The sequence below is a fragment of the Streptomyces sp. ISL-98 genome (genome assembly GCF_018614055.1).
GTDB lineage: Bacteria > Actinomycetota > Actinomycetes > Streptomycetales > Streptomycetaceae > Streptomyces > Streptomyces spiramyceticus.
In genome coordinates this window covers 73,314-89,105 of the sequence record NZ_JAGGPB010000043.1, presented here as the reverse complement: position 1 = coordinate 89,105, position 15,792 = coordinate 73,314, and the positions used below count along the sequence as shown (strand labels likewise).

10 protein-coding genes are annotated in these 15,792 nt (G+C 70.2%); 3 read left to right on the top strand and 7 right to left on the bottom strand.

Annotated elements, in window-relative coordinates; all coding sequences use genetic code 11:
* Positions 1–38: 38 nt before the first annotated feature.
* The 6 genes from serA to J7I98_RS27450 form a co-directional block, all read right to left on the bottom strand.
* The gene (gene serA, locus J7I98_RS27475) at positions 39–1,631 is read right to left on the bottom strand and encodes a phosphoglycerate dehydrogenase (protein ID WP_214927539.1); all 1,593 of its coding nucleotides are present in this window, start codon (positions 1,629–1,631) and stop codon (positions 39–41) included.
* Between the two features lie 241 nt (positions 1,632–1,872).
* Positions 1,873–2,874, bottom strand: coding sequence for a ketol-acid reductoisomerase (ilvC, locus tag J7I98_RS27470; protein ID WP_214927537.1), 1,002 nt, complete (start codon positions 2,872–2,874; stop codon positions 1,873–1,875).
* Positions 2,875–3,000: 126 nt separating this feature from the next.
* A complete protein-coding gene (gene ilvN / locus J7I98_RS27465) occupies positions 3,001–3,528 on the bottom strand; it encodes an acetolactate synthase small subunit (RefSeq protein WP_138896396.1) in 528 nt (175 codons plus the stop codon).
* A gap of 25 nt (positions 3,529–3,553) precedes the next feature.
* A complete protein-coding gene (locus J7I98_RS27460; RefSeq protein ID WP_214927530.1) occupies positions 3,554–5,437 on the bottom strand; it encodes an acetolactate synthase large subunit in 1,884 nt (627 codons plus the stop codon).
* Between the two features lie 202 nt (positions 5,438–5,639).
* Positions 5,640–8,525: a bifunctional diguanylate cyclase/phosphodiesterase gene (locus J7I98_RS27455; RefSeq protein WP_214927528.1), complete on the bottom strand. Its 2,886-nt coding sequence runs from the start codon at positions 8,523–8,525 to the stop codon at positions 5,640–5,642.
* Positions 8,526–8,896: 371 nt separating this feature from the next.
* Positions 8,897–9,835: a 2-hydroxyacid dehydrogenase gene (locus J7I98_RS27450; protein WP_214927521.1), complete on the bottom strand. Its 939-nt coding sequence runs from the start codon at positions 9,833–9,835 to the stop codon at positions 8,897–8,899.
* A gap of 75 nt (positions 9,836–9,910) precedes the next feature.
* Here J7I98_RS27450 and J7I98_RS27445 point away from each other — a divergent pair, with 75 nt between their 5' ends.
* From J7I98_RS27445 to J7I98_RS27435, 3 genes are all read left to right on the top strand, one after another.
* A complete protein-coding gene (locus J7I98_RS27445; RefSeq protein ID WP_214927513.1) occupies positions 9,911–10,903 on the top strand; it encodes an aldo/keto reductase in 993 nt (330 codons plus the stop codon).
* 218 nt (positions 10,904–11,121) lie between these two features.
* The gene (locus J7I98_RS27440; RefSeq protein ID WP_308377962.1) at positions 11,122–12,309 is read left to right on the top strand and encodes a PQQ-dependent sugar dehydrogenase; all 1,188 of its coding nucleotides are present in this window, start codon (positions 11,122–11,124) and stop codon (positions 12,307–12,309) included.
* Positions 12,310–12,374: 65 nt separating this feature from the next.
* A complete protein-coding gene (locus J7I98_RS27435; RefSeq protein ID WP_214927505.1) occupies positions 12,375–12,548 on the top strand; it encodes a DUF6191 domain-containing protein in 174 nt (57 codons plus the stop codon).
* Here J7I98_RS27435 and J7I98_RS27430 read toward each other — a convergent pair.
* Entirely contained in the window at positions 12,517–15,762 is a 3,246-nt protein-coding gene (locus J7I98_RS27430) for an AAA family ATPase (protein ID WP_251021264.1), read from the bottom strand. The two genes, J7I98_RS27435 and J7I98_RS27430, sit on opposite strands and share 32 nt — an antisense overlap.
* Positions 15,763–15,792 lie beyond the last annotated feature (30 nt).

The following is a 15,792-nucleotide window of genomic DNA, read 5'->3' as shown; positions in this document are numbered from 1 at the left end:
TCCAGGCACCGGGTGCGCACCGCATACGTGCGGGAAAATCAGTCCGCGAGGTTCACGAACCGCGCCGAAGACGCGCCGATCTCGTCCGCGATCTCCGTGAGAACCGCCGCCGGAACCGTGTCGTCGACAGACAGAACGGCCAGCGCCTCCCCGCCCTGATCCGCGCGCGAGACCTGCATGCCCGCGATGTTCAGGCCGCCCTCGCCGAGGATCCGGCCGACCGTGCCGACGACACCGGGTCGGTCCTGGTAGCTGAGGACGACCATGTGGTCGGCCAGCGTCAGGTCGATGTCGTGCTCGCCGATCCCGACGATCTTCTGGAGGTGCTTGGGGCCCGACAGCGTGCCGGAGACCGAGACCTCCTCGCCGTCGGACAGCGTGCCGCGCACGGTGACGACGTTCTTGTGGTCCGGGGACTCCGAGCTCGTCGTGAGCCGGACCTCGACACCGCGCTCCTGCGCGAAGAGCGGCGCGTTGACGTACGAAACGGTCTCGTCGACGACGTCCTCGAAGACACCCTTCAGGGCGCTCAGTTCGAGCACCTTGACATCGTGCTGGGTGATCTCGCCGTACACCTCGACATCGAGACGCACCGCGACCTCGCCCGCGAGCGCGGTGAACATCCGGCCGAGCTTCTCGGCGAGCGGCAGACCGGGGCGTACGTCCTCGGCGATGACACCGCCCTGGACGTTGACCGCGTCCGGCACGAGCTCACCGGCGAGCGCGAGACGCACGGACTTGGCGACCGCGATGCCCGCCTTCTCCTGCGCCTCGTCGGTGGAGGCGCCGAGGTGCGGGGTGCAGACGACCTGGTCGAGCTCGAACAGCGGGGAGTCGGTGCAGGGCTCCTTCGCGTACACGTCGAGGCCCGCGCCGGCGACCCGGCCCTCCTTGAGGGCGGAGTACAGCGCTTCCTCGTCGACGATCCCGCCGCGCGCGGCGTTGACGATCCGGACCTCCGGCTTGACCTTGTGGAGCGCGTCGTGACCGATGAGGCCGAGCGTCTCGGGGGTCTTGGGGAGGTGGACCGTGATGAAGTCCGAGACTTCGAGCAGCTCGTCGAGCGAGAGCAGCTTGACGCCCATCTGGGCGGCCCGCGCGGGCTGCACGTAGGGGTCGTACGCCACGATCTTCATGCCGAAGGCCGACATGCGCTGCGCTACGAGGACACCGATGCGGCCGAGGCCGACGACGCCCAGCGTCTTCTCGCTCAGCTCGACGCCCGTGTACTTGGAGCGCTTCCACTCGCCGTTCTTGAGGGCGGTGTTGGCCTGGGGGATGTTGCGCGCGGTGGCGACGAGCAGGCCGCAGGCGAGCTCGGCGGCGGTGACGATGTTCGACGTCGGCGCGTTGACGACCATGACGCCGGCCTTGGTGGCGGCGGAGACGTCGACGTTGTCGAGACCGACGCCCGCACGGGCGACGACGCGGAGCTTCTTCGCGGCGGCGATGGCCTCGGCGTCGACCTTCGTCGCGGAGCGGACGAGAATCGCGTCCACGTCGGCGATGACCGGCAGCAGCTCGGCGCGGTCGGCGCCGTTGCAGTGCCGGATCTCGAAGTCCGGGCCCAGGGCGTCGACTGTGGCCGGCGACAGCTCTTCAGCGATGAGTACGACAGGTTTCGAGCTCACGTGAGTCCTCACTGGTCCTTTGCGGACGGCCGTCCCGACGGCCGCAGGCGGTGGGAGGGGCTAGTCGCGTGTGAGACGCACGACGCTGTGGGCCTGACGCGTTATCTATTGAGCAGTCTAGTGGCGCCGGGTGGTGCGTCTTCCGCCTCCGCGGAAGGATCACCCGTCCGTGGCTGGACGTTCTGTCCAGTTGTACAACGGGGGGCCGCGGCGCACTGCCACGGCCCCCCGTTTCCGAGGCTTACGCCTCGTCGTTGTCGACCCAGCTCATGAGCTTGCGGAGCTCCTTGCCGGTGGTCTCCAGCAGGTGCTCGGAGTCCTGCGTCTTGTACTCGTTGTACTTCTTCAGACCGCCGTGGTACTCGTCCATCCAGTTCTTGGCGAACGTGCCGTCCTGGATCTCTGCGAGAACCTTCTTCATCTCGGCCTTGGTCTGGTCCGTGATGACGCGGGGGCCGGTGATGTAGTCGCCCCACTCGGCGGTCTCGGAGACCGACCAGCGCATCTTCTCCAGGCCGCCCTCGTACATGAGGTCCACGATCAGCTTCAGCTCGTGGAGGCACTCGAAGTACGCGATCTCCGGCTGGTAGCCGGCCTCGACCAGGGTCTCGAAGCCCGCCTTGACGAGCGCCGAGGCGCCGCCGCAGAGCACGGCCTGCTCGCCGAAGAGGTCGGTCTCGGTCTCCTCGGTGAAGGTCGTCTTGATGACGCCCGCACGGGTGCCGCCGATGGCCTTGGCGTACGAGAGCGCCAGCGCGAAGGCGCTGCCGGTGGCGTCCTGCTCGACGGCTGCGATCGCCGGAACGCCGCGGCCTTCCTCGTACTGACGGCGGACCAGGTGGCCCGGACCCTTCGGGGCGACGAGGGCGACGTCGACACCGGCCGGGGCCTTGATGAAGCCGAAGCGGACGTTGAAGCCGTGGGCGAAGAACAGCGCGTCGCCGTCCTTCAGGTTGTCCTTGACGGACTCCTCGTAGACCTGGGCCTGGATCGGGTCCGGGATCAGGATCATGATGACGTCGGCCTCGGCGGCAGCCTGTGCGGGAGTGACCACGCGCAGGCCCTGCTCCTCGGCCTTCGCCTTGGACTTGGAGCCCTCGTGCAGACCGACGCGGACGTCGACACCCGAGTCACGGAGCGACAGCGCGTGGGCGTGGCCCTGGCTGCCGTAACCGATCACCGCGACTTTGCGGCCCTGAATGATGGACAGGTCGGCGTCGTCGTCGTAGAAGAGCTCGGCCACTGGGATTCTCCTTGAGTGCTGGTTGTGCGTCCCACCGTACGGCGGGGTGCGGAAGGAAGGACGGTGGGTCTCGCTATGCGAGCAAAAACCACAGCGCTGTGCGAACAGCGGGACCGGCGCGCCGGGTCAGGCGGAGCGGTCGAGGGCTCGCAGGCTGCGGTCCGTGATCGACCGGGAGCCGCGCCCTATGGCGATCGTTCCGGACTGGACGAGCTCCTTGATACCGAACTGCTCCAGCATCTTGAGCATCGCTTCGAGCTTGTCGGCGCCGCCGGTGGCCTCAATGGTCACGGCCTCCGGCGAGACGTCGACGGTCTTGGCGCGGAACAACTGGACGATCTCGACGATCTGGGAGCGGGTCTCGTTGTCGGCCCGGACCTTCACCAGAACGAGCTCCCGCTGGATCGCGGCGGCGGGCTCGAGTTCGACGATCTTCAGTACGTTGACGAGCTTGTTGAGCTGCTTCGTCACCTGCTCCAGCGGCAGGGCCTCGATCACGTTCACCACGATGGTGATGCGCGAGATCTCGGGGTGCTCGGTGGTCCCGACCGCGAGGGAGTCGATGTTGAACCCGCGGCGGGAGAACAGGGCCGTGATCCGCGCGAGGACGCCCGGCTTGTTCTCGACCAGGACGGAGAGGGTGTGCTTCGACATGGGCTTGAATCTCTCTCTCGTCTTCTCAGTCGTCTTCGTTGTCGCCGAAGTCGGGGCGGACCCCGCGGGCTGCCATGACCTCGTCGTTGGAGGTGCCTGCGGCGACCATCGGCCACACCATGGCGTCCTCGTGGACGATGAAGTCGACCACGACGGGGCGGTCGTTGATGGAGTTGGCCTCGGCGATGACCTTGTCCAGGTCGGCCGGGTCCTCACAGCGGATCGCGTAGCAGCCCATGGCCTCGGACAGCTTCACGAAGTCCGGGACGCGGGTGCCCGCGCTCGGCTGCTTGCCCGCGGCGGAGCCGCTGTCAGACGCAGTGGCGTCCGGGCCGCTGTGCAGCACGGTGTTGGAGTAGCGCTGGTTGTAGAACAGGGTCTGCCACTGGCGGACCATCCCGAGCGCGCCGTTGTTGATGATGGCGACCTTGATCGGGATGTTGTTGAGCGCGCAGGTGGTCAGTTCCTGGTTGGTCATCTGGAAGCAGCCGTCGCCGTCGATGGCCCAGACCGTACGGTCCGGCATGCCGGCCTTGGCGCCCATGGCGGCCGGGACGGCGTATCCCATCGTCCCCGCGCCGCCGGAGTTGAGCCAGGTCGCGGGCTGCTCGTACTGGATGAAGTGCGAGGCCCACATCTGGTGCTGGCCGACGCCCGCGGCAAAGATCGTGCCCTCAGGGGCGAGCTGTCCGACGCGCTCGATGACCTGCTGCGGAGAAAGCGAGCCGTCATCCGGCAGGTCATAGCCCAGCGGATAGGCGGTACGCCAGCGGTTGAGGTCGTTCCACCAGGCGGTGTAGTCGCCGGTGTTGCCCTCGGTGTGCTCGGCCTGGACGGCCTGGACCAGGTCGGCGATGACCTCGCGGGCGTCACCGACGATCGGCACGTCGGCGGCCCGGTTCTTGCCGATCTCGGCCGGGTCGATGTCGGCGTGGACGATCTTGGCGTACGGGGCGAAGCTGTCCAGCTTGCCGGTGACGCGGTCGTCGAAGCGGGCTCCGAGGGCGACGATCAGGTCGGCCTTCTGCAGCGCGGTGACGGCGGTGACCGCACCGTGCATGCCCGGCATTCCCACGTGCAGCGGGTGGCTGTCGGGGAAGGAGCCCAGCGCCATCAGGGTGGTGGTGACGGGGGCGCCGGTGAGCTCGGCGAGGACCTTCAGCTCGGCGGTGGCGTTGGCCTTCATGACGCCGCCGCCGACGTACAGCACGGGGCGCTTGGCCGCGGTGATCAGCTTCGCGGCCTCGCGGATCTGCTTGGCGTGCGGCTTGGTCACCGGGCGGTAGCCGGGCAGGTCGTGGGTGGGCGGCCAGCTGAAGGTCGTCTGCGCCTGGAGTGCGTCCTTGGCGATGTCGACGAGGACCGGGCCCGGGCGTCCGGTCGAGGCGATATGGAACGCCTCGGCGATCGTGCGCGGGATGTCCTCGGCCTTGGTGACCAGGAAGTTGTGCTTGGTGATCGGCATGGTGATGCCGACGATGTCCGCCTCCTGGAAGGCGTCCGTGCCGATCGCCTTGGAGGCGACCTGGCCGGTGATCGCGACCATGGGGACGGAGTCCATGTGGGCGTCGGCGATCGGCGTGACCAGGTTGGTGGCGCCGGGGCCGGAGGTGGCCATGCAGACGCCGACCTTGCCCGTGGCCTGGGCGTAGCCCGTGGCCGCGTGGCCGGCGCCCTGCTCGTGGCGGACGAGGACGTGGCGAACCTTCGAGGAGTCCATCAGCGGGTCGTACGCCGGCAGGATGGCGCCGCCGGGAATGCCGAATACCGTGTCGGCTCCCACTTCCTCGAGAGAACGGATGAGCGACTGGGCGCCCGTCACGTGCTCGACAGTGGCGGCGTGGTGTCCGCCGTTGCGGGGCCGCGGCTGCGGATGGTGGGCCCCGGAGGCCTGCTCGGTCATCGGCATTCTCTTCTCGAAGCTGAGGGTATTTTACGCGGATTTGCGAAGTGCCAGTGCAACAAAAAACCCCCCGTGCCGTGAGGCAAGCGAGGGGAGCGCGCCGGTGCGGTCTGCAGGGGGTCTACTCCCTGCTTCAGCCGACGCGCTTTCCAAGTACGAGAATTCGGGTGCGCATGGCACTGACCCTCCCTCCGGCGCACCGGGTGTGTCAAGTAGGTGGGACGGGCGTCTCACTATTTGAGCGCAATGGCGGAAGAGTGAGCGCCTCACCGCCGTTCGCGCCCACATGGCGCACGGGAAGCGCCCCGCCCGCCAGTACAGGCTGCGCAGCCCCGCCGGGCACCGGAAATTCGCCACGCACCAGCGCCCGCCGCAGCCGGTACTCGTCGAGCGGCCCGGAGAAGGCCATGCCCTGCCCGTGCGTGCACCCCATGGCGCGCAGGGCGAGCACTTGCTCGGGTACGTCCACACCGTCCGCCACGGACTGCATGCCGAGGTCGCAGGCGATCCGGAGCAGCCCACTGGTGATCTTGTGCAGCCGGGCGGACTCGACGACGCCCTCGACCAGGCCCCGGTCCAGTTTCAGTACGTCGACGGGAAGCCGGCGCAGCGCGTTGATGGCGGCGTAACCGCTGCCGAAGCCGTCGAGCGCGATCCGGACACCGAGTCTGCGCAGGGACACCAGGCGCCGTTCCAGCTCGTCGAAGGAGATCCGCGGGTCACTGTCGGCCAGCTCGATCATCAGCGCCCCGGACGGCAGCCCGTGCCGGGTGAGGAGGGCCTCGATCGAGCCGAGCGGAATCGACCGGTCGACGAGCCTGCGGGCCGTGAGCCGGACCGACACGGGCACTTCGTGGCCCGCGCGGTTGCGCTCGGCTGCCTGCTCGACGGCCTCTTCGAGCAGCCAGCGGCCGAGCTCGGAGGTGCGGGCGCTTTCCGGGGTGTCGCCCGCGTCGGCGACCCGCAGGAACTCGGCGGGCGTGAAGAGGATGCCCTGGGCGGACCGCCAGCGGGCCTGGGCGGCCACGGAGTCGATACGGCCGGTGGCGAGGCTCACCACGGGCTGGTGGAGCAGTGCGAACTCGCCGTCGTGGAGTGCGGTGCGCAGCCGGGTGGCCAGTTCGGTCTTGCGGACCACGTCGGCCTGCATCTGTGGGGCGTACAGCTCGACGCGGTCCTTGCCGGCCGCCTTCGCGCGGTACATGGCGAGGTCGGCGTTGCGCATGAGGTCGGTGGGGGTCACGCCGGACTCGGCGAAGGCGACGCCGATGGACGCGGCGACCCGTACCTCGTTGCTGCCGATGCGGTAGGGCTGGGAGAGCGTGAGCCGCAGCCGGTCGGCGATCTCCAGGACCTGGCATTCGCGGGCGGCCTGGTCGCGGGCGCCCTCGCCGAGGATGAGGGCCGCGAACTCGTCGCCGCCGAGCCGGGCGGCCGTGTCCCCCGCCCGTACGGAGTCCTGGAGGCGGCGGGCGGCCTGGATCAGCAGCTCGTCGCCCGCTTGGTGGCCGATGGTGTCGTTCACCGCCTTGAAGCCGTCGAGGTCGATGAAGAGCACGGCGGTGCCGGGATCGCCGTGCCTTCGGCCGCCCAGGGCCTGACGGACGCGGGCGGTGAACAGGGCGCGGTTGGGCAGGTCGGTGAGCGGGTCGTGCTCGGCGTTGTGCTGCAGCTGGGCCTGGAGACGGACCCGCTCGGTCACGTCGCGGCTGTTGAAGATCAGGCCGCCCTGGTGCCTGTTGACGGTGGACTCGACATTGAGCCACTCCCCCGTACCCGACTTGAAGCGGCATTCGATACGGGTCGTCGGCTCCTCGGCGGGAGGAGCGGCCAGGAACCGGCGGACTTCGTGGACGACTCTGCCCAGATCCTCGGAGTGGATGAGCGAGGCGAGCTCGGAACCAATGAGCTCTTCGGCCTCGCGTCCGTAGACGCCGGAGGCGGCGGGGCTGACGTACCGCAGTATGCCGGTGGGTGCGGCGATCATGATGACGTCGCTCGATCCCTGCACCAGGGAGCGGAAGTGGTTCTCCTTCTGCGCCAGTTCCTGGGTGAGGGAGATGTTGTCGAGGAGCATGATCCCCTGGCGTACGACCAGGGCGAGCACGACTGTGCAGCCGGTGAGGACGACCACCCGGTCGGGGCGGCGGCCCTCGATGACGTTGTAGAGGATTCCGAGGGTGCAGACGGCGGCGGCGAGGTACGGCGTGAGGGCGGCCAGTGAGCCGCCGATGGGGCGGCTGCTCGGATTGCGCGTGCTCCGGCCGTGCGGAGCGCCCTCCCCCCACTGCCCCGCGCGGCGCGGGCCCCAGGGCGCGTAGGCGAGGAGCAGCGAGCCGGCGAACCAGCCCGCGTCGAGGAGCTGGCCCGAGCGGTAGTCCTCGCGGAGCAGCGGCGATGTGAACAGGGCGTCGCACAGCACGGTCAGGGCGAGGGCGGCGATGGCGGTGTTGATGGCGGTGCGGTTGGCGTTGGAGCGCCGGAAGTGCAGCGCGAGGACCATGCTGACCAGTGCGATGTCGAGCAGTGGGTACGCGAGCAGGAGCGCGGCGTGGGCCACGCTCTTGCCCTCGAACTGCGCGGTGTGCGCGAGGGCCAGGCTCCAGGAGAGGGTGAGCAGCGAGCCGCCGATGAGCCAGGAGTCCAGCGCGAGGCAGACCCAGCCGGCTCTGGTGACGGGACGCTTGGCGAGGACGAGCAGCCCGACGATGGCGGGCGGCCCGAAGCAGAGGAAGAAAAAGTCGGCGATCGAGGGCGAGGGGACCGGAAGGTCCAGCACCACCTCGTACCAGCCCCAGACGGCGTTGCCACAGGCTGCCATCGCGGAGGAGACCGCGAACAGCAGCCAGGCGGGCCGAAAGCGGCTCTCACGCGCGCGTGCGTAGAGGCAGCAGGAGACCGCGGCGACCAGGGCGGCGGTGGCGAGACCGAAGTCGCCCATCACGAGGGCCACTTCCGGAGAGCCCCAGCCGAGGGCCGCGCCCGTGGCGTACCCCCCGCAGATCAGGGCGAGGAGGACCTGGGAGCGCAGACCGGCCCCGCTGCCGGGCACCGACTGCCGCTGTCGGGCCAGGAGTGCTCCCGGGGCACTCACCGGGCCACCTTCGCGGGCGTGGCCGGCTCGGCGGGTGCCTGAGGTGATACGGGCATGGGCGGTGCCTGCGAATCCTGTCCGCCCGTCGGATCGCACGAGGGTCGCCGCCGGTGGCCCCGCCGCGTCGGATCGTTGGTCCATTGGCCGTGCATCGCCCGTCGCCCCCCTCACAGTCCGCTCGCTCCCCGGCGCCGTGACAGTGCGCGGCGCAGCCCCTAAGTCCGGACGATACACCAAAATCGTCACTCAGGGACATAGCTCCTCTACTCTGCGTGACTGTCGCCGGCGATTCCGGCACGCGGTGCATTCGGGTGTATTCGGAGCGTTGCCGGGGTGGGCTCCTGGTGACCTCGGGATGGCTGCGTGTGGCGTCAGTCGGTGGTGAGGACGAGGTTGTGCAGCGGCTCGTTCGCCGCGAACCGGCTGAGCTGCCCGGCCATCAGCCGCTTGGCGCGGGGCATGAACGCCGAAGTGCTGCCGCCCACATGGGGGCTGATCAGGACCCCGGGGGCATGCCAGAGGGGGTGACCTGCGGGAAGAGGCTCCGGGTCGGTGACGTCGAGGGCGGCGCGCAGCCGGCCCGATTCGAGCTCGGCGAGCAGTGCCTTGGTGTCGACGACGGGTCCGCGTGCGACGTTCACCAGCAGCGCGCCGTCCTTCATGCGGGACAGGAAGCCGGAATTCACCATGCCGTGAGTGGCCTCGGTGAGCGGTGTGGAGAGGATGACGACGTCGGCCGTGGGGAGCAGTCGGGGCAGTTCGGCCAGTGGATGCACAAGCCCGCGCTCCGTTGTACGGGCGGAGCGCGCGACGCGCGCCACCCGCGCACACTCAAAGGGCGTGAGCCGGTCCTCGATGGCCGCACCGATCGAACCGTAGCCCACGATCAGGACCGACTTGTCGGCGAGCGCCGGATAGAAACCGCTCCGCCACTCCTCCTTGTCCTGGCCGTGCACGAAACCGGGAATGCCGCGCAGGGAGGCGAGGATCAGGGCGAGGGTGAGCTCGGCGGTGCTGGCCTCGTGCACGCCGCGGGCGTTGCAGAGTTGCACGCCCGCGGGCAGGTCCGCGAGTCCCGGCTGGACGTGGTCGATGCCTGCCGACAGCGTCTGGACGGCACGTACGGACGTCATTCCGGCGAAGGGTCGTACGGCGATTTCGGGGCCCTTCATGTACGGGACCACATAGAAGGCACAGTCGGCCGGATCGGCGGGAAAGTCCTGGCCACCGTCCCAGAAGCGGTAGTTGAAGCCCTCGGGGAGCCCTTCGATCTCGGCTGCGGGAACGGGCAGCCATACGTCTGAAGTCATGCTCAGGAGGCTATGCGAAGGGCGGGGTTGCGCAGAGGTTAGTTTTGGGAGCGGCAGAGGGAGGGGTACGGGGAGTTGGAGCGCAGGACAATCGGTGCGACAGCGCTCGAAGTGGGCGCGATCGGCCTCGGATGCATGCCGATGAGCTGGGCGTACACCGGCTCGCAGCAGCGCGGGGACCGGTCGTTGCGTACCGTGCACGCCGCGCTCGATCAGGGGTCGAGCCTGCTCGACACGGCCGACATGTACGGGCCCTTCACGAACGAGCTCCTGGTGGGGCGGGTGCTCAGGGAGCGGCGCGCGGACGCCTTCGTCTCGACCAAGGGCGGGCTGCTCGTCGGCGATCAGCACATCGTGGCCAATGGACGTCCGGGTTACGTACGGCGGGCCTGTGACGCGTCTTTGCGGCGGCTCCAGACGGATGTGATCGACCTCTACCAGCTGCACCGGCCGGATCCCGAGGTGCCGGTCGAGGAGACCTGGGGCGCGATGGCGGAGCTGGTGACCGCGGGGAAGGTGCGGGCGCTGGGGTTGTGCGCCGTGGGGGCGCGGGCTTCGCGGCGGTCGGGGGCCCGGATGCACGACGGAACGATTCGCCAGCTCGAGCGGGTGCAGCAGGTCTTTCCTGTGAGCGCGGTGGAGGCCGAGCTCTCGGTGTGGTCCCCGGAGGCGCTGGCTTCGCTGCTGCCGTGGTGCGAGGCGCGGGGCGTCGGTTTCCTGGCGGCCATGCCGCTGGGGAACGGCTTCCTGACGGGGACGCTCAAGCCCGGTCAGGGCTTCGAGCCCGACGACGTACGGGCCAGGCATCCCCGGTTCACCGCCGAGATGATGGCGGCGAACCAGCCGGTGGTGGCGGGGCTGCGGCGGGTCGCGGAGCGGCACGGCGCGACTCCGGCGCAGGTGGCGCTGGCGTGGGTACTGGGGCGCGGGCGCCATGTGGTGCCGGTGCCCGGGACCAAGCGGGAGCGGTGGGCGGTTCAGAACGCGGGGGCGGCCCGGCTGCGGCTGACGACGGAGGATCTCGCGGAGATCGCCGGGCTGCCGGCGGCGCGGGGGTCGTGGGACTGACGCGCAGCCGACCCACGGCCGCAGCAAAAGGCTCGCCGGGGTGATCGGGAACCTGAGACGGGGCAGCGGTGACCCCGATTCCCGGAGAGCAACCCCCGGACCCTCGGCCCAACAACGGGGCTCGCCGCGGTGATCGGGAACCTGAAGCGTGGCAGCGGTGTATGAAGAGTGAGAGCTGCTGCCAGTGAGAGCTGCTGGCCGTCGAAGGGATCCATACCGTGCAACGTCCTGCTGTGACAGCTGTGTTGGCTGCCGCCGTTCTCCTGCTCGCGGCGGGGTGCTCCGGCGCGGATGAAGGGGCTCCCGGCGGCGGGAAGACTTCCACGTCGGCCCCGGCGCCTACGGGCGGCGGAACCGCCTCTCCGTCGGGTGACGCCTCCGGGGCCGGGGACGGGAAAGAGCCGCCCCCCGCGAAAGGCTCGGTGAAGGTGGTGAGCACGCTCACCGAGGACCTCAAGTCGCCCTGGGGACTCGCACCGCTGCCGGACGGCGATCTGCTGGTCTCCTCGCGCGACGAGGGGACGATCACCCGGATCGACGGCGAGAGCGGCAAGAAGTCGGCGGTCGGTTCGGTGGCGGGGGTCGCGCCCGCCGGGGAGGGCGGGCTGATGGGCCTGGCCGTCTCGCCCGCGTTCGCCACCGACCGCATGGTCTACGCGTACTTCACCACGGAGTCCGACAACCGCATCGCCCGGATGATGTACGACGAGCGGAAACCCGCCGGGCAGCAACTGGGCGCACCCGACACGATCCTCAGAGGTATCCCGAAGGGCACGATCCACAACGGCGGGCGGATCGCCTTCGGCCCGGACAAGATGCTCTACGCGGGCACGGGCGAGACGGGCGACGAGGAGCTGGCCCAGGACAAGAAGTCACTGGGCGGCAAGATCCTGCGGATGACCCCGGACGGCGAGCCCGTGCACGGCAATCCGGAGGCGGACTCGGTCGTGTACTCGTACGGGCACCGCAATGTGCAGGGCCTGGCCTGGGACAGCGAAAAGCGGCTGTGGGCGGCCGAGTTCGGCCAGAACACCTGGGACGAGCTGAACCTGATCCGGCCCGGCCGCAATTACGGCTGGCCCGAGGTCGAGGGCGAGGGGAACAAGGAAGGATTCGTCGACCCGGTGGCGGTGTGGACGACGGCCGAGGCATCGCCGAGCGGGATCGCGTACGCCGAGGGCTCGATCTGGATGGCGGGGCTGCGCGGCGAGCGGCTCTGGCGGATTCCGCTGGACGGCACGAAGACGGTGGCCGAGCCCGCATCGTTCCTGGACGAGAAGTACGGGCGGCTGCGCACGGTGGTGGTCGCGGGTGGCGACAAGCTGTGGCTGGTCACGAGCGAGACGGACACCCGGGGTACACCCGAGCCGGGCGACGACAAGGTGCTGAAGCTGGAAGTGAAGTAGCCGTCTGGAGTGTTTCCGGGGCCGGCTCTTTGCGCTGGAATGGAGGATCCAGGACAGGGGGCCACGTGTTCAACCTGATCGAGGAACTGTTCGCACCCGGCCGCAAGCACACCGACGAGGAGCACAAGCGGCTGGCCCTGACCCGGGTCGATCTCGGTGACGGCGACCCGGGGCAAGGACCGATAGACCTCAGCTCCGGGAAGGTCGTCATACGGCTGCCTGATCCACCACGTCCGTGAAGAGGCGCAGCCGGTGGGCCACTGCGGCGGCTTCGCCGCGGCCGGAGACTCCCAGCTTGGCGAGGATGTTGGACACGTGGACGCTCGCGGTCTTCGGGGAGATGTAGAGCTCCTCGGCGATCTGCCGGTTGCTGCGGCCGGCCGCGACCAGGCGCAGCACGTCCTGCTCGCGCGGGGTCAGGCCGAGCGACGCGGCGGGACTCGCGGTGAGTGCCGGGACTTCGGACACCAAGGTCAGTGAGAGCCGGGCGCGCTGGGCGAGGAGCTCGACACTCTCGGCGAGGGGCCGGGCGCCGAGGTGGTCAGCCGTGGCGCGGACCAGCCGGAGCAGTTCGGCGGCGCGTTCCCGCTCGCTGGGGTCGCGTTCGCCGGGGTTCGCTTCGCGGAGGATTGTCGGCGCAGTGGCTGGACCGGGTTGTCCGGCCGGGGCGGCGTCGGCGGTCGCCTCCGGGGCACTGGTGGGCTCCGGTGTGGGCGCGGCCGATGCGGCGAGCAGGGACTCCGCCCAGCGCAGCCGGACGCGGGCCAGGTCGTACGGGCGCTCCAAGGTCTCGAAGTCGGTGACGGCAGCCGCCCAGTCGTCGGGCGTGGCGCGGCCTTCGGTTCGGCGCAGCTCGGCGGAGACCCAGCGTTCGTAGGCGTGCCAGATCGGGGCGGGCGTGGTCAGGTGCTTCGCTCGTGCGCGGATCAAGGCCAGTGCTTCGGCCCGGCCCTGCTCCGCCGACGGGAGGCCGCGTGCGTCCGCCTCCGCGATGGCGGCCTCGGCCAGCAGCGGCCACGCGTAGCGGTGCGCTCCGAGGGGAAAGCCGGCCGCCGCTGCCTGGGCGAACTCGGCGCGGGCATCCAGGATGCGGCCCCGGGCGGCGGCGAGAATCAGCCCGACCCGATGCATGGGAACGTCGTTCTGGGGCATCCGGTCGTGGTTGCCGTAGTGCTGGTGGGCGGCCGCCAACTGTGCGTCGGCGTCGGCCAGTTCACCTCGGGCGGCGGCGAGATCGGCCCGTACGACGGCGGCCGCGCTGTTGGGCTTGGCGCTGGCGGCGGCCCGCTCGACGCTTACGGCGTGCTCGGCCGCCTCGTTCCAGCGACCCAGCGAAGTGAGCGACTCGGCCAGGTTCCCGCGGGCCCAGGCCTCGGTGTCCACCAGGCCGTACGCCCGAGTGAAAGCGACGCCCTCCTCGGCGATTTCGGCCGCCTCGCGGGAGCGGCCCACAGCCTCCAGGTGGGACGGCACGTTGACGTAGCTTCGGCCCGCGACGCCGGCGATGCCCAGCTCCAGGGCCCGTTCCTTGACGGCGTACAGCTCGGTGAAGCCGGTCTCGATGTCGCCCGAGTCGATCATCAGGCCGCCCAGGGTCAGCCGGGCGGAGAGTTCGGTGTCTGCGGCGCCGACCATTCGCGCGTACTCCACGGCCCGCTCGGCGGAGGCCAGGCTGTCCGGGCCCGGCTCGTGGAGCATGCCCCAGGACGCCACCGCGGCGAGGACCTCGGCATGGACGGCCGAGGGCGGCAGTCCGCGCACCAGGTCCTGCGCGACGGCGATCTCGGCCCAGCCGTCGCCCCGCGCGAGGTTCGATATGAGCTTGGAGCGCTGGATCCAGAACCAGGCGGAACGAAGGGGGTCCCCCCTGCTCGAACCGTGCTGAGAGCTCGGGGCACCGTCGTCCTCGCTCTCAAGGAGCCGCAGCGCCTTCTTGGCGATCTTGAGTGCCCGTTCGCGTTCACCGCCGAACCGGCCCGCGACGGTCGCCTCCGCCATGAGGTCGAGGTAGCGCAGGGGCGTCGTCGCCGGGTCGCAGCCGCAGGGCGGGTAGACCTCGGCGTAGTCGAGCGGCCGCAGTACGGCGCGTACCTCGTCGGGGGCGTCGTCCCACAGCTCCATCGCCCGCTCCAGCAGGCGCAGCTGCTCGGCGTAGGCATGGCGGCGGCGTGCCTCGACGGAGGCCTTGAGCACTGCGGGAAGTGCCTTGGCGGCGTCGTGCGCGGCGTACCAGTAGCTGGCGAGCCGCGTGGCGCGCTCATCCGCCCGTACCAGCGAGGGGTCGGCCTCCAGCGCCTCGGCGTACCGCCGGTTGAGGCGGGAGCGTTCGCCGGGCAGCAGGTCGTCGCTGAGTGCCTCGCGCACCAGGGAGTGGCGGAAGCGGTATCCGTCGCCCTCCGGGGTGGTGAGCAGCAGGTTGGCGCCCACGGCGGCCCGCAGCGCCTCGATCAGGTCGTCCTCGGAGAGCCGGGCGACGGCGAGCAGCAGCGGGTACTCGACGGTGGAGCCGCCCTCGGCGACGATCCTGGCGACCTTCTGGGCGTCGTCCGGGAGCGCCTCGACCCGTACGAGCAGGACGTCGCGCAGGGATTCGCTCAGACCGGTGCTACAGCCTGTGCCGATGCAACAGGCCAGTTCCTCGACGAAGAAGGCGTTGCCGTCCGAGCGGGTGAAGACCTCGTCGACCAGCGAGTGCGCCGGTTCGTTGGCGAGGATTCCGGTCAGCTGACGGTGCACTTCGGAGCGGTTGAAGCGGGGCAGCTCGATGCGCTGGACCGTGCGCAGCCGGTCGAGTTCGGCGAGGAGGGGGCGCAGCGGGTGGCGGCGGTGGATGTCGTCCGCGCGGTAGGTGCCGACCACGACGAGACGGCCGCGCCGCAGCGTGCGGAAGAGGTAGGCGAGGAGGTGGCGGGTGGAGGTGTCGGCCCAGTGCAGGTCCTCCAGGGCGAGGACGACCGTACGCTCCGCCGTGATGCGTTCCAGGAGGCGTACGGTCAGCTCGAAGAGGCGCGTCATGCCGTCCTCGGTGTGCTGCCCGTGCGTCGTTTCGCCCAATTCGGGCAGCAGTCGCGCCAGTTCGCCCTCCTGGCCGGCCGCCGCGGCGGCGACCTCGTCGGGGAGCCGACGCCGCAGGGCGCGCAGCGCGGTGGAGAAAGGTGCGAACGGCAGCCCGTCGGCGCCGATTTCGACGCACCCGCCCACCGCTACGACGGCGCCGCTCTCGCAGGCCGCCGAGAAGAACTCCTCGACGAGGCGGGTCTTGCCGACCCCCGCCTCACCGCCCACGAGCAACGCCTGCGGCTCGCCCGCGTCGGCGCGGGCGAGCGCATGGGTGAGCTGGGCCAGTTCGCCGGCGCGGCCGACGAACACTGGGCTGACGGACCTGGTCTCCACATCGCTGAGCATCGCACAGGGGTCCGACAGTGCGGCACCCTTGATCGGCACGACACTCATGACGCGAGTCGTCACGCGGTTCATTGCGCG